This window comes from Pseudomonas sp. B21-048, from assembly GCF_024748615.1.
In the GTDB taxonomy this organism is placed as follows: Bacteria; Pseudomonadota; Gammaproteobacteria; order Pseudomonadales; family Pseudomonadaceae; genus Aquipseudomonas.
In genome coordinates this window covers 721,643-740,944 of the sequence record NZ_CP087168.1, presented here as the reverse complement: position 1 = coordinate 740,944, position 19,302 = coordinate 721,643, and the positions used below count along the sequence as shown (strand labels likewise).

The following is a 19,302-nucleotide window of genomic DNA, read 5'->3' as shown; positions in this document are numbered from 1 at the left end:
TTCGGACAGATGCCGTCGTCTGCGCCCCTTTTCAGTGGCCCGGCTCAATCCCCTCTTCCAGCTCCAGCATCAGCCCGCTCAAACGCTTGACCTTGCGTCGCACAGCGTCTTCGAATACGCCGACGCGAGGCTCAATCAGGGTGAACCAGTGTTTGGCCCGGGTTATTCCGGTATAGATCAGTTCTTTGGTGAGCACAGGGTTCAGGGCGTCCGGCAGAATCAGCGCCGTATGGGCAAACTCCGAACCCTGGGATTTGTGTACGGTCATGGCGTACACGGTGTCGACATCGTTCAGCCGACTTGGCAGGACGAAGCGCACACCGCCTTGGCCATCGTTGCGCGGGAAGGCAACACGCAGTACTTGCCGTCCAGCATCAGGGCCCTCACGTTCCGGCAGCTTGAGGGCAATGCCAATATCGCCGTTCATCAAACCCAGGCCATAGTCGTTGCGAGTCATCAGCACGGGTCGACCTTCGTACCACTGGTGGTCGCTGTCGATCAGCCGAGCCTTGAGCAGCGCGTCGGTCACTCGCTGATTCAAGCCTTCCACCCCCCAAGGCCCTTTGCGTACCGCGCACAATAGCTGGAAGGCGTCGAAAGCTTGCAGCACCCTGCGAGCCCAATCGGTCCAGCACGGATCGTCGAGTGAGCTGCCGAGCGATGGCCGCTGACTGCGCAAAAGACTCAGATAATGCCGATAACCTTGCGGCCCCTCGTCATGGCCTTCGAGCAACAACCGCTCCAGCGCCCGGTCCTGCTCACCTTTGAGGGGTAGGGAAAATACGTCACCATGGCTTCCAGCCGCCAATAACTTGCGGGCTTCCTCCGGTTGCTGCTGGTTGACCCAACGGGCCAACTGGCCAATGCCGCTGCCCTCACCGAAGCGCCGAGAGTGACGCAGCATCACGACTTGCTGAGCCAGGGGATGCGCTCCGTTGATGTCTTCGTGCAAACCGCTGCTACGGAGATTTTCACCGCTGACTGCCTCCAGCCACTGGCGTGTCTGCGGGCTGTACCAACCCGCTTCGGCATCGCGGCACAGATCGCCCAGGACGGCACCGGCTTCTACCGACGCCAATTGATCCTTGTCACCGAGCAGCACCAGACGGGCATGGGCCGGCAATGCGTCGAGCAGATTGGCCATCATTTCCAGGTCAATCATTGAGGCTTCATCCACCACCAATACATCCAGCGGCAAGCGATTGCCGGCGTGGTGCCGGAAATGCCGGGTGCCGGGACGACTGCCGAGCAAACGGTGCACGGTGGTCACATCCGATGGGATCTTCTCCCTCACTGTTTCAGCAACTTCCAGGGTTTGAACCTGTTGGCTGATGGACTCGGTCAATCGTGCGGCAGCTTTACCAGTGGGTGCCGCGAGACGAATGCGCAGCGGTTTTCCGGCCTCGATCGCGGGCGCCTGGAGCAATGCGAGCAAGCGCACGACCGTGGTGGTTTTACCGGTTCCCGGGCCGCCGGTGACGATGCTGAATGCGCTACGGGTAGCCAGGGCGCAAGCGAGCTTCTGCCAGTCGATCACTTCATCAGGCCTGGCTGGGCCGAACAGGCCGGTCAGGCGTTGGGGCAAATCACTCGGTGTTGTTTCGTGTGCAGCCAGGCGCTGGAGCAGGGAGTTATCGATACGCCGTTCGTAAGCCCAGTAGCGACGCAAGTACAGGCGTTTACCCGACAGCACCAACGGCCGGTGCTGCGCGGCTTCACGCCCGTCGACGGCCAGAGCCACCAGAGTGCTGGACGCCAGGACCTTGCACCAATGAGCACCCTCCAGCGCCTCAAGCAATTGCGACGGCAGCAACATCGCGCCACCTTGCAGATCACCTTCCGGCGGCAGCGACAGAGCGAAGTCCGGCTCTTTCAGCGTTTCGAACAGATCCAGGCAAACATGGCCGTGGCCCAACTGGTGACTGGTCAACGCGGCGGCCAGCAGCACCAGTGGATCATCGTCGGGGGCGAGTTCGTGGAGAAAGGCCACGAAGGCCTTGTCCAGCGCCCGCAGCCAACCGCGTTCGACCCAGCGCGTGAGCAGCAGCAACAAGTCATCTGCGCGGCTCAGGGGGGCCAGATCCGCCAGACTTTCGGCCGCCAATGGCGTGGGCAGCAAATCGGCGAAGGTGCGACTCATAGCAGTACTCCCTGTTCCCAGGCGGGTTCGGCCTTGGGCTCTGGCTTGCCCTGGAACAACCGGTCCAGACGCTCGATCAGCTCCCGTGGCGGACGGGCGAAATACACGCCCTGGCTGGCCGCGCGAGTACCGCGAAGGAACAAATACAACGCCCCACCGACATGCCGGTCGTAATCGTAATCGACCAGCCGTGCCTTGAGCTGGCGATGCAAGGCGAGCAGGTACAACACATATTGCAGGTCGTAACGGTTATCGAGAATCGACTGCTCCATGGCCTGCTCGGTATAGGCCGCATCATCGATGCCCAGCCAGTTGGATTTGTAGTCGGCGACGTAATAACGACCATCGTGCTCGAACGTCAGGTCGATGAAGCCTTTGAACATGCCATTGAGCAGCACCGGTTCGGCGGCCACCCTGGCCACGCCGTTGTGGGTGTATTGGCGTACCAGTTCATCGAGTTTGAGCACATCGACTTTGTGGCTGGCGAACCAGAACTCCATCTCGACCCGGTATTGGGTCAACTGCTCGAACACCACCGGTGGCTGCCCGCCGCCGATGTGCAGCGGGGATTTGAGCAAGTGCTGCAGCCAATCACTCAACGTCGTGATCCAGCCTTCCCAGCCACGGCGATTGCAGCGGCGGGCGATGGCGTCTTCCACAGTCTGTGGTGCAGCGGTAAAACCTTCGTCACCGGCCCACTCAAGCAATCCATGGAGAAAAGTGCCGGGGTTCGGCCCGCGAGGGAATCGATGGATATCAGCCCCGCCAGCAATCACTTCTCGCGGCGCTTGCGGATCGAGACGTTCGTCGTCAAAAAGCTTTTGTGCTTGCGGGCTCTCTGGAGCTTCGTCACTTCCCACGCTCAGACTGTCGCCAATGCGCAAGGCGCTGTAGGAGGCGATCCACCAGTTTTCGCTGGCCTTGCGCTTGGGTATCAGCGGCGCAAGCAAGGTCGCTTCATTGCGCGGCGGATGGTAATGCTCGGCGCTCGCTTCAGGCATTTCACCGTAGTTCAGCGCCGGGCAGTCCTGCTGCAAATCTTCCAGCCAACGCCGCAACCCTGCCGACTCGGCCAATGGCGCACCACCGCCCAGCAGATAACCCAATGCTGAAAGGTGCAGAACCGAGCCGTTGTTATTGCCGCGCTTGAGGTCCGTCACACCGACCCAACAAGCATGTTGTGCCCGGGTGAGGGCGACATAGAGCAGCCGAAGGTCCTCGGCCAAGCGCTCATCATCAGCCTGGGCGACCAACTCGGGCGTCGGCTTCAAGCTCACTTGAGCCTTGCCCGTCGCGTCGTGGTAATGCAACGGCAAACGGCTGCCGTCCACCGGTTTTGCCGAGCAGATGAACGGCAGAAACACCAATGGATATTCAAGCCCTTTGGATTTGTGGATGGTCACAACCTTGACCAGTTGCTCGTCGCTTTCCAGGCGCAGGATCTGTTCTTCGCCAGCCTGACCGGACAATGCCAGATGCTCGGACAAATGACGGATCAAGGCTTGCTCGCCATCGAGTTCGGCGCAGGCCTGCTGCAGCAGCTCGGACAGGTGCAGCAGGTTGGTCAATACTCGCTCGCCATCGTTACGCGCGATCAACGCCTGGGGCAGTTGGAAGTCGTGCAACAAACGCCGCAACATTGGCAGCACGCCCTGCTTGCGCCAGAGCTCGCGATAACCGCGGAACTGCATGACCCGTGCTTCCCAGGCCAGTTCGTCCTGATTCAGCCGTTCCAGCTCAGCCAGCGAAAGGTTCAGTGTGATGCAGGCAAGAGCGGCACGGAGGGGACGCTCGACATCCGGCTCGGCACACGCCTTGAGCCAGGTCAGCAGGTCATGGGCCTCCTGCGCGGCGAACACTGAGTCCTTGTCTGACAGGTAAACACTGCGCACGCCGCGGGCTGAAAGTTCGCCACGCACGGCCTGGGCCTCTTTGCCGTCGCGCACCAGAATTGCGATATCCGATGGCAGTAGACCGTTGAAGTCCTTACCGTCCTGTATGAAGCCCGCACGGCCTTGTTGACCACCATTGAGTAACGCCGTTATTTCACTGGCGCAGGCAGCGGCCAATTGTTGTCGATACACCGCGCCAGTCAGTGGCTGATCGGCGGACAGGTGCCAGATGTTCAGGGCCGGTACAACCTGACCATCAATCTGCAGGACTTCTTTGCGCCCTTGGGATTCTACGGGCAGGAAAGGTACCGGATTCTCGCCATTTTTCTCACGAAACAGGAATGCTCCGCGCCCCTGCTCACGAGATTCGGCGCGCTCGAACACATGGTTTACCGCACTGACCATGCCATGACTGGAGCGGAAGTTGGTGCCTAGGGTATGCAGGCGGCCAGTGGTGGCCTGGCGAGCGCGCAGGTAGGTATAGATGTCGGCCCCGCGGAAGGCATAGATCGCCTGCTTCGGGTCACCGATCAGAAACAGACCGGTTTCAGGATTGTTGTCTTCGATGCGATAAATGCTCTCGAAGATTCGATACTGCACCGGGTCGGTGTCCTGGAATTCGTCGATCAACGCGACCGGGAACTGCTCGCGGATCAGTGTTGCCAGGCGCTCACCGCCTTCGGACTGCAAAGCCGCATCGAGGCGCAGCAGCATGTCATCGAAGCCCATTTCCGCGCGGCGACGCTTTTCTTCCTCGAACCGTGCACCCACCCAGTGAGCGGCGTGTTGCAGCACGGCGGCATCGGGGGTCGGCAACCCATCGAGACTGGTCTTGAGACCGGGCATTGCATCGAGACCGGGATGACGGGGGGCTTCACCCTTCCAGGCTTCAGCCATGCCATCGGGAGTCAGGCGAGTGAAGCCGGTGCCAATGTCCAACTGCTCAAGAGATTCGTCTTCGGCCCAGGCTCGAAGTTTCTCGAACCAAGGTTCAAAGTAGCGCGGCTGCATCTTGCGGCCATCGACGCTCTTGCTCGCGACGCCTTGGTGACAGATGGCAAGCAACTCATCCGCCCATTGGCGCCAGGGCATCTTGAGTTCGAGCAAAGCAGCCCGTCGCTCCTGCAGGCACTCGGCAATCAACTCGGCAGGCTCTTTACCTTCAACGCTGTCACGCTCGCTGGCGAACAACCCACGCACTCGTGGCAGCAACGCCGCAGGGCCGCCCCAATTGCCGCGAACCCAGTTCAACGCATCGCCTTGCATTGGATAGCAGAACAGTCGCCAGTAGTCGCGCAGGACTTCGCCGAGCAAATCGCTGTGATCGGTTTCCAGGGTCTGGGTGAACAGGCTGCCACTGTCGAACGCATGTTCGCGCAACATGCGCTGGCACCAACTGTGGATGGTCGATACCGCCGCTTCATCCATCCACTGGGCGGCGATGTCCAGGCGGTTTGCACAACCGGACCACTGTTCGGGGAGGTACTGCTCGCGCAACTCGGCAATGAGGCGATCCGGAGCCGGTGTCTCATCGCGGAAAAACCGTGCGGCTTCAGCCAGCCGTGTGCGAATACGTTCGCGCAGCTCTTTGGTCGCGGCATCGGTGAAGGTCACCACGAGGATTTGCGGCGGCAGCAATTCACGGCCAAAACCACTCGACTCGCCGCCGTGGCCAAGGACCAGACGCAAGTACAGCGCAGAAATGGTGAAGGTCTTGCCGGTCCCGGCGCTGGCCTCAATCAGCTGGCTGCCACGTAGCGGGAATGCCAGGGCCAGCGGAGTTTTCGTGGTCATGAGCGCGCCTCCTCGCTGGTCGATGAACGCCAGGAGGCCTCAAACAGCGGCCTATACAAAGCGTTGCACCAATCGGGGAAGGTCTCGTCGGCAATCAGTGCATCGTAATCGGCGTATTGCCGAGTGAGCGCCGGGCTTTCGCGGCGCTCGCCGTCAGTGGTCTGGCCATCACCTTCATAGGCCTTGCGAGCAGCGGCGTCAGCTTTGGCCGGATCGGTTTGAGCGAGCCAGGCGAACGCTGTTTTTACTGCAATCGGCAGCGGCTGGCGCATGCCCGTTTGCCAGGCCAACAACAGATCGCCCAAAACCCGGGATGCTGCGGCCTCCTCTATCGGACCGAGCAGCAAACTGTCGTCGCTGGCCACCAATGCAGTTGTCATCGGCATGCCGCTGGCACAGGCAACCAGGTGATTGACCCAAGGTCGCGTCAACCGATGCCACTTTCGGGTCTTGGTCGAACCGATACTGTTGGGGATCGTAGTCACCGACAACAACCCGCCATCCGCGCGTTGATGCAGGCCACTGAGCCAGCCCTCCAGGCGCAGCCCGTGCAGCTCCAAACTCACCGGCAACGCGCTCGTGAGCGGGGTCGGCCATAACGCCAGAAGCTGCCGATAGCGCTGCAACAGATCCGGCAGCGGTTCGATCAACTCTCGCTGCAGGCATTCGCCAAAACCGGCCATGGGCAAAAGCCCGCTGTTTTGCAGGCGTTTTGCCTGCGCCTCCAGTACCTGATCGGTTTGCTCCAATTGCCCCAGCGCCGCTTCGAGCAAGCTGTCGCTGAGGCTATAGCGTTGCAGCGCGTCGAGTACAAATGGCTCTTCATCTGCCAAAGGCACTTCGGCAGCCTCGAAGAACACTTTGAGCCGCTGACTGAAGAAATGTCGTACAGGGTTGCGCAGAAAATCCTGCAGTTGACCCAGGCTCAGTGGTTCGTCCTGGACGTAGGGTTCAAGTACTTCGATATCAGTCGCCAGATCACCGGCTTGATGAAGAACCTGCCACTCGCTGGCGTAGCTGAATAGATCATCGCCTTCGTGAAAGTAGCGAGCGCTGAAAGGTTGCAGCGGGTGTTCCTGAGTCATGGACTCAAGCAGGTCATCATTGTCATCGTGCAGTCGCCAGCCGCTGCCGAGATGGTCACGCAACTGCCCTATCAACACCGAAGCAGGACGCTCGCTGTTGTCCCGAATACTGCGGCCGACCCAGCTGATATAGAGTTGGTCGCGTGCCGACAACAATGCTTCCAGCAACAGATAGCGATCATCCTCGCGTCGGGAACGATCGCCGGGACGGTAGTCACTGCCCATCAGGTCGAAATCCAGCGGCGGTTGCGCGCGAGGGTAATCGCCGTCATTCATGCCAAGCAGGCAGACCAGTTTGAAGGGGATCGCTCGCATGGGCATCAAGGTACAGAAGTTAACGGCCCCGGCGAGGAAACGCTGGGACAGGCGACCTTGGTCGAGACCCGCCAGCCAGGCTTCCCGCACTACGGTCAGCGGTAACTCATCCTGCAAACCTACGGACTCGCAGGTCTCAAGCCAGGTCTCGCGCAACTCTTCAAGTCGGGCCAACAAATAGTCGTCATGCTCGTTGCTGGCCAGGAAGAATAACTGCACCAAAGCTTGCAACCGCGAGCCCCATTGTTTGGGCGCTGCAGGTTGAGTGAGCTCCCGGTGGGCAATTTCCAGCGCATCCAGCAGTGCGACCAAAGGACCTATGAGTGCGGCATCCAGACCACCAATCTCGTCGTAGGGTTCGATCCCCTCGCAGGCACTGGCGCTGCCCACGGCATAACCCAGCAGCATCCGTCGCAAACCGAAACGCCAACTGTTTTGCTCCAGTTCATCAGGCAGGCCCAGACCCGCGCGCTGCTCGGCGTTCATCCCCCAGCGGATGCCCGCGCCTTCAATCCAGCGATGCAAGGTCGGTAGGTCACGTTCCTCTACGCCAAACCGAGCGCGTAATGCCGGAACGTCCAACAGATCGAGGATTTCGCTGACGGGGAAGCGACTATCGGGCAGTTTTAGCAAATGCTCGACAGCGATCAATAGCGGATCCCGGCCGCGCTGGCCTTGATCCGCAAGAGTGAAAGGGATGAAGCGCGGATCAAAGCGATCAAGCTGACCAAAGACAGCACGGATGTGCGGGGCATAACTGTCAATGTCCGGGACCATCACGATTACGTCGCGAGGCCTCAGGTCTGGGTCAGCACTGAATCGCGCGAGCAACTGATCATGGAGTATCTCCACTTCGCGTTGAGCGCTATGAGCGATGTGAAAACGAATCGATTCATCCTTACTCAGATCGACAGCAGTCCAATGCTCGCGAGTCTCGTTCAGGGGACGCAATTCCAGGATATCGTCCTGCAACTGATTGAGCATGTTCTGTGGCTGGTTTTCGCTGAAAAGGTCGATGCGACCGTCACGAAATGCCGAGCGATAGCTATTAGGATCGTCGTAGCTGTCGAGCAGGTTTATGTAGTCCCGCCCCTGCTTACCCCACGCTGCCAGTAGCGGGTGGGCATGCTGATGGAGTGTTTGCGAGTCAAGCACAACTGGCATGCCGCTCTTGCGAGCCTGACGCTTGTACTGATGTCGTAACAGATCTTTATCGGCGACGATGTCCGCCCAATGGTGACGGCATGGGTTGTGTACGCACAGCAAGACCTGGCTGAATCGAGCCAGCCCGGCAAGCGCTTCCAGGGCTTGAGCAGGCAGTGAAGAAATCCCGAAAACGATCACCCGTGACGGCAAACCACTGGGCGCCACGTCGAGGCTATTGATGCGCTCGATAAAGCGTTGGTGCACGCCTGCGCGGCTTTGCGCCATGCCTTGTTCACCGACATCCAGCAACAGCGCACGCCACAGCTCCGCCTGCCAGCAGTTGGTCGGGGTCAGGGCTTTGGCTTCGCCTCTGCCATTTCGTAACTGATGGCGACCTTCTGCCCAGTCTTCGAGCCAGTCGGCACGGTAGACCTGATATTGGTCGAACAGATCCGCCAATCGCTCCGCCAATTGATAGCGTTTACGTAAGTCGGTGTCATTGGTAAGAAAGCGCTGCAGGGGTTCGAAGTGCGGTTGGTTGATCAACTGTGGTAGCAGGCGCATCAGACGCCAAGTCAGCGGGGCTTTATCCAGCAGGGATTTGACCGGGATTTCGTCACGTCCCAGTACCATGCGATAGAGCTGCCACATGAAGCTGCCCGGTAACTGCACGTCGATGGCAGCGGCGATTCCGCAGCCACCCATGTCGTCATCTTCGGGGTCTTCGGCCAGTGCCAGCTTCAGCCATTGGGCGATGCCGTTACTCTGTACCAGGGCGATTTCATTTTCCAAGGGAGCCAACGGGTAGCGCCGCATCCAGCTGACCACTAGGCTACGCAACTCGTCCAGGCGGTTGCCGTGAACCACCATAAAACCAGCACTGAGGGACGTAGCGTCCGGCATAAAGGCTTCCTTGGGAAATACAAAAGCTAGGTCCGAACCTTAGCACTGTCGTCAGACTGTGACAGCCAGGAGCGGTCCGATAATGCTGTACGAACTTTCCTGCGGACAAAACAAAACCCCTACCTGCAGACGCAGATAGGGGTTTCGGAATTCAATCTTGACGATGACCTACTCTCACATGGGGAAACCCCACACTACCATCGGCGATGCATCGTTTCACTGCTGAGTTCGGGATGGGATCAGGTGGTTCCAATGCTCTATGGTCGTCAAGAAATTCGGGTACTGAGTCGTGACCAGCTGGCCTCGCTTCAGCAAATTGGGTATGTAATAGATTTGTGTGTTTGTTTCTCGAACTTTCGGTTCGTTGCGTCTTCACACACCGCAATCTGGCCTTTCGACGCAAATTGCTTGGGTGTTATATGGTCAAGCCTCACGGGCAATTAGTATTGGTTAGCTCAACGCCTCACAGCGCTTACACACCCAACCTATCAACGTCGTAGTCTTCGACGGCCCTTCAGGGGACTCAAGGTCCCAGTGAGATCTCATCTTGAGGCTAGTTTCCCGCTTAGATGCTTTCAGCGGTTATCTATTCCGAACATAGCTACCCGGCAATGCCACTGGCGTGACAACCGGAACACCAGAGGTTCGTCCACTCCGGTCCTCTCGTACTAGGAGCAGCCCCTCTCAAATCTCAAACGTCCACGGCAGATAGGGACCGAACTGTCTCACGACGTTCTAAACCCAGCTCGCGTACCACTTTAAATGGCGAACAGCCATACCCTTGGGACCGGCTTCAGCCCCAGGATGTGATGAGCCGACATCGAGGTGCCAAACACCGCCGTCGATATGAACTCTTGGGCGGTATCAGCCTGTTATCCCCGGAGTACCTTTTATCCGTTGAGCGATGGCCCTTCCATACAGAACCACCGGATCACTAAGACCTACTTTCGTACCTGCTCGACGTGTCTGTCTCGCAGTCAAGCGCGCTTTTGCCTTTATACTCTACGACCGATTTCCGACCGGTCTGAGCGCACCTTCGTACTCCTCCGTTACTCTTTAGGAGGAGACCGCCCCAGTCAAACTACCCACCATACACTGTCCTCGATCCGGATAACGGACCTGAGTTAGAACCTCAAAGTTGCCAGGGTGGTATTTCAAGGTTGGCTCCACGCGAACTGGCGTCCACGCTTCAAAGCCTCCCACCTATCCTACACAAGCAAATTCAAAGTCCAGTGCAAAGCTATAGTAAAGGTTCACGGGGTCTTTCCGTCTAGCCGCGGATACACTGCATCTTCACAGCGATTTCAATTTCACTGAGTCTCGGGTGGAGACAGCGCCGCCATCGTTACGCCATTCGTGCAGGTCGGAACTTACCCGACAAGGAATTTCGCTACCTTAGGACCGTTATAGTTACGGCCGCCGTTTACCGGGGCTTCGATCAAGAGCTTCGCGTTAGCTAACCCCATCAATTAACCTTCCGGCACCGGGCAGGCGTCACACCCTATACGTCCACTTTCGTGTTTGCAGAGTGCTGTGTTTTTAATAAACAGTCGCAGCGGCCTGGTATCTTCGACCGGCATGGGCTTACGCAGTAAATGCTTCACCCTCACCGGCGCACCTTCTCCCGAAGTTACGGTGCCATTTTGCCTAGTTCCTTCACCCGAGTTCTCTCAAGCGCCTTGGTATTCTCTACCCAACCACCTGTGTCGGTTTGGGGTACGGTTCCTGGTTACCTGAAGCTTAGAAGCTTTTCTTGGAAGCATGGCATCAACCACTTCGTGTTCTAAAAGAACACTCGTCATCAGCTCTCGGCCTTAGAATCCCGGATTTACCTAAGATTCCAGCCTACCACCTTAAACTTGGACAACCAACGCCAAGCTGGCCTAGCCTTCTCCGTCCCTCCATCGCAATAACCAGAAGTACAGGAATATTAACCTGTTTTCCATCGACTACGCTTTTCAGCCTCGCCTTAGGGACCGACTAACCCTGCGTCGATTAACGTTGCGCAGGAAACCTTGGTCTTTCGGCGTGGGTGTTTTTCACACCCATTGTCGTTACTCATGTCAGCATTCGCACTTCTGATACCTCCAGCAAGCTTCTCAACTCACCTTCACAGGCTTACAGAACGCTCCTCTACCGCATCACCTAAGTGATACCCGTAGCTTCGGTGTATGGTTTGAGCCCCGTTACATCTTCCGCGCAGGCCGACTCGACTAGTGAGCTATTACGCTTTCTTTAAAGGGTGGCTGCTTCTAAGCCAACCTCCTAGCTGTCTAAGCCTTCCCACATCGTTTCCCACTTAACCATAACTTTGGGACCTTAGCTGACGGTCTGGGTTGTTTCCCTTTTCACGACGGACGTTAGCACCCGCCGTGTGTCTCCCATGCTCGGCACTTGTAGGTATTCGGAGTTTGCATCGGTTTGGTAAGTCGGGATGACCCCCTAGCCGAAACAGTGCTCTACCCCCTACAGTGATACATGAGGCGCTACCTAAATAGCTTTCGAGGAGAACCAGCTATCTCCGAGCTTGATTAGCCTTTCACTCCGATCCACAGGTCATCCGCTAACTTTTCAACGGTAGTCGGTTCGGTCCTCCAGTTAGTGTTACCCAACCTTCAACCTGCCCATGGATAGATCGCCCGGTTTCGGGTCTATTCCCAGCGACTAGACGCCCTATTAAGACTCGCTTTCGCTACGCCTCCCCTATTCGGTTAAGCTCGCCACTGAAAATAAGTCGCTGACCCATTATACAAAAGGTACGCAGTCACCCAACAAAGTGGGCTCCCACTGCTTGTACGCATACGGTTTCAGGATCTATTTCACTCCCCTCTCCGGGGTTCTTTTCGCCTTTCCCTCACGGTACTAGTTCACTATCGGTCAGTCAGTAGTATTTAGCCTTGGAGGATGGTCCCCCCATATTCAGACAAAGTTTCTCGTGCTCCGTCCTACTCGATTTCATGACTAAGAGATTTTCGCGTACAGGGCTATCACCCACTATGGCCGCACTTTCCAGAGCGTTCCGCTAATCTCAAAGCCACTTAAGGGCTAGTCCCCGTTCGCTCGCCACTACTAAGGGAATCTCGGTTGATTTCTTTTCCTCAGGGTACTTAGATGTTTCAGTTCCCCTGGTTCGCTTCTTAAGCCTATGTATTCAGCTTAAGATACCTAACTTATGTTAGGTGGGTTCCCCCATTCAGACATCTCCGGATCAAAGTCTGTTTGCCGACTCCCCGAAGCTTTTCGCAGGCTACCACGTCTTTCATCGCCTCTGACTGCCAAGGCATCCACCGTATGCGCTTCTTCACTTGACCATATAACCCCAAGCAATCTGGTTATACTGTGAAGACGACATTCGCCGAAAATTCGCGATTAAACTCACAAATTTTACCTTAGCCTGAACAACACCAGTGAAAGTGCCATCCAGTCTATCTTTCTATCACATACCCAAATTTTTAAAGAACGATCTAATCAAAGACTAGAAATCAACATTCAACACCGTCTTGGTGGAATGCTCATTTCTAAGCTTTCAACAAACAGAAGCAGTAGTGGTGGAGCCAAACGGGATCGAACCGTTGACCTCCTGCGTGCAAGGCAGGCGCTCTCCCAGCTGAGCTATGGCCCCGTATTTCTACAGGCGTTTCCCACACAAAATTGGTGGGTCTGGGCAGATTCGAACTGCCGACCTCACCCTTATCAGGGGTGCGCTCTAACCAACTGAGCTACAGACCCAATTTCGGGCTGCTTCTTATCGTCTTCTTCAATGAATCAAGCAATTCGTGTGGGAACTTATGGAGCAGCTGATGTCGTCGATTAAGGAGGTGATCCAGCCGCAGGTTCCCCTACGGCTACCTTGTTACGACTTCACCCCAGTCATGAATCACACCGTGGTAACCGTCCTCCCGAAGGTTAGACTAGCTACTTCTGGTGCAACCCACTCCCATGGTGTGACGGGCGGTGTGTACAAGGCCCGGGAACGTATTCACCGCGACATTCTGATTCGCGATTACTAGCGATTCCGACTTCACGCAGTCGAGTTGCAGACTGCGATCCGGACTACGATCGGTTTTATGGGATTAGCTCCACCTCGCGGCTTGGCAACCCTCTGTACCGACCATTGTAGCACGTGTGTAGCCCAGGCCGTAAGGGCCATGATGACTTGACGTCATCCCCACCTTCCTCCGGTTTGTCACCGGCAGTCTCCTTAGAGTGCCCACCATGACGTGCTGGTAACTAAGGACAAGGGTTGCGCTCGTTACGGGACTTAACCCAACATCTCACGACACGAGCTGACGACAGCCATGCAGCACCTGTCTCAATGTTCCCGAAGGCACCCTTCCATCTCTGGAAAGTTCATTGGATGTCAAGGCCTGGTAAGGTTCTTCGCGTTGCTTCGAATTAAACCACATGCTCCACCGCTTGTGCGGGCCCCCGTCAATTCATTTGAGTTTTAACCTTGCGGCCGTACTCCCCAGGCGGTCAACTTAATGCGTTAGCTGCGCCACTAAGAGCTCAAGGCTCCCAACGGCTAGTTGACATCGTTTACGGCGTGGACTACCAGGGTATCTAATCCTGTTTGCTCCCCACGCTTTCGCACCTCAGTGTCAGTATCAGTCCAGGTGGTCGCCTTCGCCACTGGTGTTCCTTCCTATATCTACGCATTTCACCGCTACACAGGAAATTCCACCACCCTCTACCATACTCTAGCTCGTCAGTTTTGAATGCAGTTCCCAGGTTGAGCCCGGGGATTTCACATCCAACTTAACGAACCACCTACGCGCGCTTTACGCCCAGTAATTCCGATTAACGCTTGCACCCTCTGTATTACCGCGGCTGCTGGCACAGAGTTAGCCGGTGCTTATTCTGTCGGTAACGTCAAAACAATTACGTATTAGGTAACTGCCCTTCCTCCCAACTTAAAGTGCTTTACAATCCGAAGACCTTCTTCACACACGCGGCATGGCTGGATCAGGCTTTCGCCCATTGTCCAATATTCCCCACTGCTGCCTCCCGTAGGAGTCTGGACCGTGTCTCAGTTCCAGTGTGACTGATCATCCTCTCAGACCAGTTACGGATCGTCGCCTTGGTGAGCCATTACCTCACCAACTAGCTAATCCGACCTAGGCTCATCTGATAGCGCAAGGCCCGAAGGTCCCCTGCTTTCTCCCGTAGGACGTATGCGGTATTAGCGTCCGTTTCCGAGCGTTATCCCCCACTACCAGGCAGATTCCTAGGCATTACTCACCCGTCCGCCGCTCTCAAGAGGTGCAAGCACCTCTCTACCGCTCGACTTGCATGTGTTAGGCCTGCCGCCAGCGTTCAATCTGAGCCATGATCAAACTCTTCAGTTCAAACATCTTTGGGTTTTTAAGAAACCCTAAACTTGGCTCAGCAATCGTTGGTTACATCTTTGATTTCTCGCGGAGTAACTTGTGATGCTGATAATCTTGTTGACTATCAGTCTGACTCCACAAGCACCCACACGAATTGCTTGATTCAGTTGTTAAAGAGCGGTTGGTTAAGATCTTTCGTCTCAACCGAGGCGCGCATTCTACAGCAGCCTCTGTTGCTGTCAAGCGGTTATTTTCAGAAGTTTTCAAGGTTTTCCTTAACAACTTCAACCACTTGCGCTTTCGATCTCTCGTTAGCGGGAGGCGAATTCTACAGCGTTACTCGCTGCTGTCAACACCTCTTTTTTTCCGCTTTCGACCGAGAAGATCGAACCGTCAAAAGAGCCAAACAACACCGCCCTTTCAACTCCTTCTGGCTTCGATGAACTGAAGCGTAACCACTGTCGAAAACTGCGTAACTCTTTGTTTACCAAGGAGTTTTCCGTTTCGACTGCGCCGGAAGTGGGGCGAATTATAGGCTTTCAGAATCTGCCGTCAACAGCAATTTTCACATTTCTGTCATATAAGTCCAAAAAGCCCGAAAAAGCCCGAAAACACGAAGACCGACCTCAATAGGTCGCCCTTCGGCCCTTCTACTTACAAGCTAGGGAATGCGAATTGCGAAGCTTCATGACTCGCCCGCTGCGGCCAGCGCTGGGTAATCGCTTTGCGACGGGTATAGAAACGCACGCCATCCGGACCATAAGCATGCAGATCGCCGAACAGCGAACGCTTCCAGCCGCCAAAGCTGTGATAAGCCACTGGCACTGGCAACGGCACGTTGACGCCGACCATGCCTACTTCGATCTCATCGCAGAACAGCCGCGCCGCTTCCCCGTCACGAGTAAAGATACACGTGCCGTTGCCATACTCGTGATCATTGATCAGTTGCATCGCCTCTTCCAGGCTGTTGACCCGGACGACGCACAGCACCGGCCCAAAGATTTCTTCTTTATAGATGCGCATTTCTGGCGTGACGTTATCGAACAGGCAACCGCCCAGGAAGAATCCTTCCTCATGACCGGCCACGCTCAGACCACGACCATCCACCACCAAGGTCGCACCCGCTGAAACGCCGTCTTCTATATAGCCACTGACTTTATCGCGAGCCTGACCGGAAACCAGCGGCCCCATGTCCAGGCCGCAGCTCGTACCCGCACCGATTTTCAGCGCTTTGATCTGCGGCTCCAGTTTGGCCACCAACGCATCTGCCACCTGATCACCGACGCAGACGGCCACCGAGATTGCCATGCAGCGTTCACCGCACGAACCGTACGCCGCGCCCATCAGTGCGCTGACCGCGTTATCCAGATCCGCATCCGGCATCAATACCGCATGGTTCTTTGCCCCGCCTAACGCCTGGACGCGTTTGCCGCGCTTGGTCCCTTCGGCGTAAATGTATTCGGCAATCGGTGTCGAACCGACAAAGCTCAGCGCTTTGACTTCCAGCGCTTCAATCAAGGCATCCACCGCAGCCTTGTCACCGTGCACCACACTCAGCACGCCTTTCGGGAGGCCGGCTTCCAACAGTAGCTGAGCAATCAGCAGCGTCGAGCTTGGATCACGCTCGGACGGTTTCAGAATAAAGCAGTTGCCGCAGACGATCGCCAGCGGATACATCCACAACGGCACCATGGCCGGAAAGTTGAACGGGGTAATACCGGCCACCACACCCAATGGCTGGAAATCCGACCAGGCATCAATGTTCGGCCCGACGTTACGGCTGTACTCGCCCTTGAGAATTTCCGGTGCAGCACAGGCGAACTCGACGTTCTCGATCCCGCGCTTCAATTCACCGGCTGCATCTTCCAGGGTTTTGCCATGTTCTTCGCTGATCAGTTGGGCGATGCGGGCTTCGTTCTGTTCCAGCAATTGTTTGAAGCGGAACATCACCTGAGCACGCTTGGCCGGCGGAGTGTTACGCCAGGCCGGGAACGCCGCTTTGGCCGAATCGATGGCTTTTTGAATGGTTTCACGGCTGGCCAATGGCAGCTTGTGGATCGCCTGACCGGTGGACGGGTTGAACACGTCGGCCGTACGAGCGTCTTCGGTCACCAGTTCGCCATTGATCAAATGCGGGATAAGGCTCATGCGGGGCTCCTGAAAAGTTATCCACAGGCGCCCGTTAAAGGACGCCTATATAGAGGGAAAAATCAGTCGATCTTGTTCAGCACTTCGCCGACCGCATCGAACAGACGATCGAGGTCTTGCGGCTTGCTGTTGAAGGTTGGGCCGAACTGCAGGGTGTCGCCGCCGAAGCGCACGTAGAACCCGGCTTTCCACAGAGCCATGCCGGCTTCGAACGGACGCACGATGGCATCGCCGTCGCGAGGTGCAATCTGGATGGCACCGGCCAACCCGTAGTTACGAATGTCGATGACATTTTTCGAGCCCTTCAAACCATGCAACGCATTTTCGAAATGCGGTGCCACTTCCGCCACGCTCTGCACCAGGTTTTCCTTTTGCAGCAGATCCAGTGCCGCAAGGCCCGCAGCACAAGCCACCGGGTGTGCGGAATAGGTGTAGCCGTGCGGGAACTCCACCGCGTACTCAGGCGTCGCCTGGTTCATAAAGGTCTGGTAGATCTCGGAGCTGGCAATCACTGCGCCCATCGGGATCGCGCCGTTGGTGACTTGTTTGGCAATGCACATCAGGTCAGGAGTCACGCCGAAGCTATCGGCGCCGAACATCGAGCCAGTACGGCCGAACCCGGTGATCACTTCGTCGAACACCAACAGGATATTGTGCTGATCGCAGATCTCGCGCAGACGCTTGAGGTACCCCTGCGGCGGAACCAATACACCAGCGGAACCGGCCATTGGTTCGACGAATACGGCGGCGATGTTCGAAGCATCGTGCAACTCGATCAGCTTGAGCAATTCATCGGCCAGGGCGATACCACCTAGCTCCGGCATCCCACGGGAAAACGCATTGCTCGCCAGCAAAGTGTGCGGCAGATGATCGACGTCCATCATCGCCTGACCGAACAGTTTGCGGTTACCGTTCACGCCGCCGAGGCTAGTGCCGGCGATGTTCACGCCGTGATAACCACGAGCACGACCGATCATCTTGGTTTTGGTGGCCTGGCCTTTCAGGCGCCAGTACGCGCGGACCATCTTCACCGCAGTGTCAGCACACTCGGAACCCGAGTCGGTAAAGAACACGTGATTCAGATTGCCCGGCGTCAGGTCAGTGATTTTCTCCGCCAGTTGAAACGACAGAGGATGACCGTACTGGAAGCCCGGCGAGTAATCGAGGGTGCCCAATTGCTTGGCTACCGCTTCCTGAATTTCCTTGCGGGTGTGTCCGGCGCCGCAGGTCCACAGCCCCGAGAGCGAATCGTAGACCTTGCGGCCCTTGTCGTCTGTCAGCCAACTGCCCTCGGCAGCCACGATCAGTCGCGGGTCGCGCTGGAAATTGCGGTTCGCGGTGTAGGGCATCCAGTGAGCATCGAGCTTGAGCTGGCTAGCCAGGGAAGTCGGGGCGTTTTCAGGCACGTTCATGGGCAAAACCTCGCAGGGCAATAAGCGGCGTGGAGATGAAAAGCGTTCTTGTAGCTAAATTGCCACGGAGATAAAGTCGGTGAAATTCAACTTTTCTAACCTTCAGTCAGCCCGCTACTAAACTTTGAGTAAACAAAGCATGAGCAGCCGTCGCCCCGATCCGCTGGCGCAAGTCAGTGACTTTGATATTCGCCTGTTGCGGATTTTTCGCAGCGTCGTGGAATGCGGCGGCTTCTCCGCAGCAGAATCGGTGCTGGGGATCGGTCGCTCGGCGATCAGCCAGCAGATGAGCGATCTGGAGCAACGCCTCGGCCTGCGTCTGTGCCAACGCGGTCGCGCGGGTTTTTCCCTGACCGAAGAAGGCCGCGAGGTCTACCAATCTGCGTTGCAACTATTAAGTGCGCTGGAAAGTTTCCGCACCGAGGTCAACGGCCTCCACCAGCACTTGCGCGGTGAGTTGACCATTGGCCTGACCGACAACCTGGTCACCCTGCCCCACATGCGCATTACTCACGCCTTGGCGCAGTTGAAGGAGCGTGGTCCGGACGTACAGATCCAGATCCGCATGATCGCGCCCAATGAAGTCGAACAAGGCGTGCTTGACGGTCGCTTGCATGTTGGCGTGGTGCCGCAAGCCAGTGCGCTATCGGGCCTGGAATATCAGCCGCTCTACAGCGAACGCTCGCTGCTGTATTGCGCGGTCGGCCATCCGTTGTTCTATGTAGACGACAAACAACTGGACGATGAACGCCTCAATAGCCAGGACGCCATCGCCCCGACCTTCCGTTTGCCCGCCGAGATTCAGGCCCATTACCAGGTACTCAATTGCACCGCCAGTGCGTCGGATCGCGAAGGCATGGCATTTCTGATTCTGACCGGGCGCTACATCGGTTATCTGCCGGATCATTACGCCAGCCTCTGGGTGCAGCAGGGCCGATTGCGTGCGCTGAAACCCAAGGCGCGTTTTTATGACCTGAGTCTGGCATCGGTCACCCGCAAGGGCCGTCGTCCCCATTTGGTGCTGGAGAGTTTTCTGGAGAGTCTGGCGGCGACGCGTTGAACAATAGAACCGGTGCGCAGGTTTTATCGCAACAGGACTTGTCTGAGGCCTGCGGGTGCGCTATCAACGCATCTGGT

At 56.9% G+C, this 19,302-nt stretch carries 6 protein-coding genes, 2 tRNA genes and 3 rRNA genes; 1 reads left to right on the top strand and 10 read right to left on the bottom strand.

The window, feature by feature from the left end:
* Nucleotides 1–31: 31 nt before the first annotated feature.
* From recD to LOY56_RS03230, 10 genes are all read right to left on the bottom strand, one after another.
* On the bottom strand, nucleotides 32–2,140 hold the full coding sequence (recD, locus tag LOY56_RS03275; protein ID WP_258619872.1) for an exodeoxyribonuclease V subunit alpha: 2,109 nt from the start codon (nucleotides 2,138–2,140) through the stop codon (nucleotides 32–34).
* Nucleotides 2,137–5,826 carry an exodeoxyribonuclease V subunit beta gene (recB, locus tag LOY56_RS03270; protein ID WP_258619869.1) on the bottom strand — a complete coding sequence of 1,230 codons (3,690 nt, stop codon included), beginning with the start codon at nucleotides 5,824–5,826 and terminating at the stop codon, nucleotides 2,137–2,139. The genes recD and recB overlap by 4 nt, the downstream gene beginning before the upstream one ends.
* On the bottom strand, nucleotides 5,823–9,275 hold the full coding sequence (gene recC, locus LOY56_RS03265) for an exodeoxyribonuclease V subunit gamma (protein WP_258619867.1): 3,453 nt from the start codon (nucleotides 9,273–9,275) through the stop codon (nucleotides 5,823–5,825). The genes recB and recC overlap by 4 nt, the downstream gene beginning before the upstream one ends.
* A gap of 155 nt (nucleotides 9,276–9,430) precedes the next feature.
* A 5S ribosomal RNA gene (rrf, locus tag LOY56_RS03260) occupies nucleotides 9,431–9,546 on the bottom strand.
* A gap of 148 nt (nucleotides 9,547–9,694) precedes the next feature.
* Nucleotides 9,695–12,586, bottom strand: a 23S ribosomal RNA gene (locus LOY56_RS03255).
* A 235-nt stretch (nucleotides 12,587–12,821) separates the two neighbouring features.
* Nucleotides 12,822–12,897 (bottom strand) — tRNA-Ala (locus tag LOY56_RS03250).
* Nucleotides 12,898–12,927: 30 nt separating this feature from the next.
* Nucleotides 12,928–13,004 (bottom strand) — tRNA-Ile (locus tag LOY56_RS03245).
* Between the two features lie 82 nt (nucleotides 13,005–13,086).
* Nucleotides 13,087–14,623 (bottom strand): 16S ribosomal RNA (locus tag LOY56_RS03240).
* Together the 16S, 23S and 5S rRNA genes with 2 tRNA genes alongside form the textbook arrangement of a ribosomal RNA operon.
* A 636-nt stretch (nucleotides 14,624–15,259) precedes the next feature.
* A complete protein-coding gene (locus LOY56_RS03235; RefSeq protein ID WP_258619863.1) occupies nucleotides 15,260–16,753 on the bottom strand; it encodes a CoA-acylating methylmalonate-semialdehyde dehydrogenase in 1,494 nt (497 codons plus the stop codon).
* A gap of 62 nt (nucleotides 16,754–16,815) precedes the next feature.
* Nucleotides 16,816–18,165 (bottom strand): aspartate aminotransferase family protein, encoded by a 1,350-nt coding sequence (locus LOY56_RS03230; protein ID WP_258619861.1) that lies wholly within the window; start codon nucleotides 18,163–18,165, stop codon nucleotides 16,816–16,818.
* A gap of 139 nt (nucleotides 18,166–18,304) precedes the next feature.
* Here LOY56_RS03230 and LOY56_RS03225 point away from each other — a divergent pair, with 139 nt between their 5' ends.
* Complete coding sequence (locus LOY56_RS03225) at nucleotides 18,305–19,225, top strand: LysR family transcriptional regulator (RefSeq protein ID WP_258619859.1); 921 nt, start codon at nucleotides 18,305–18,307, stop codon at nucleotides 19,223–19,225.
* The last annotated feature ends 77 nt before the right edge of the window (nucleotides 19,226–19,302 follow it).

Excerpts from the sequence above, each read along its gene's own strand:
- recD (WP_258619872.1), bottom strand. The coding sequence starts at position 2,140 with ATGAGTCGCACCTTCGCCGATTTGCTGCCCACGCCATTGGCGGCCGAA.
- recB (WP_258619869.1), bottom strand. The coding sequence starts at position 5,826 with ATGACCACGAAAACTCCGCTGGCCCTGGCATTCCCGCTACGTGGCAGC.
- recC (WP_258619867.1), bottom strand. The coding sequence starts at position 9,275 with ATGCCGGACGCTACGTCCCTCAGTGCTGGTTTTATGGTGGTTCACGGC.
- LOY56_RS03235 (WP_258619863.1), bottom strand. The coding sequence starts at position 16,753 with ATGAGCCTTATCCCGCATTTGATCAATGGCGAACTGGTGACCGAAGAC.
- LOY56_RS03230 (WP_258619861.1), bottom strand. The coding sequence starts at position 18,165 with ATGAACGTGCCTGAAAACGCCCCGACTTCCCTGGCTAGCCAGCTCAAG.
- LOY56_RS03225 (WP_258619859.1), top strand. The coding sequence starts at position 18,305 with ATGAGCAGCCGTCGCCCCGATCCGCTGGCGCAAGTCAGTGACTTTGAT.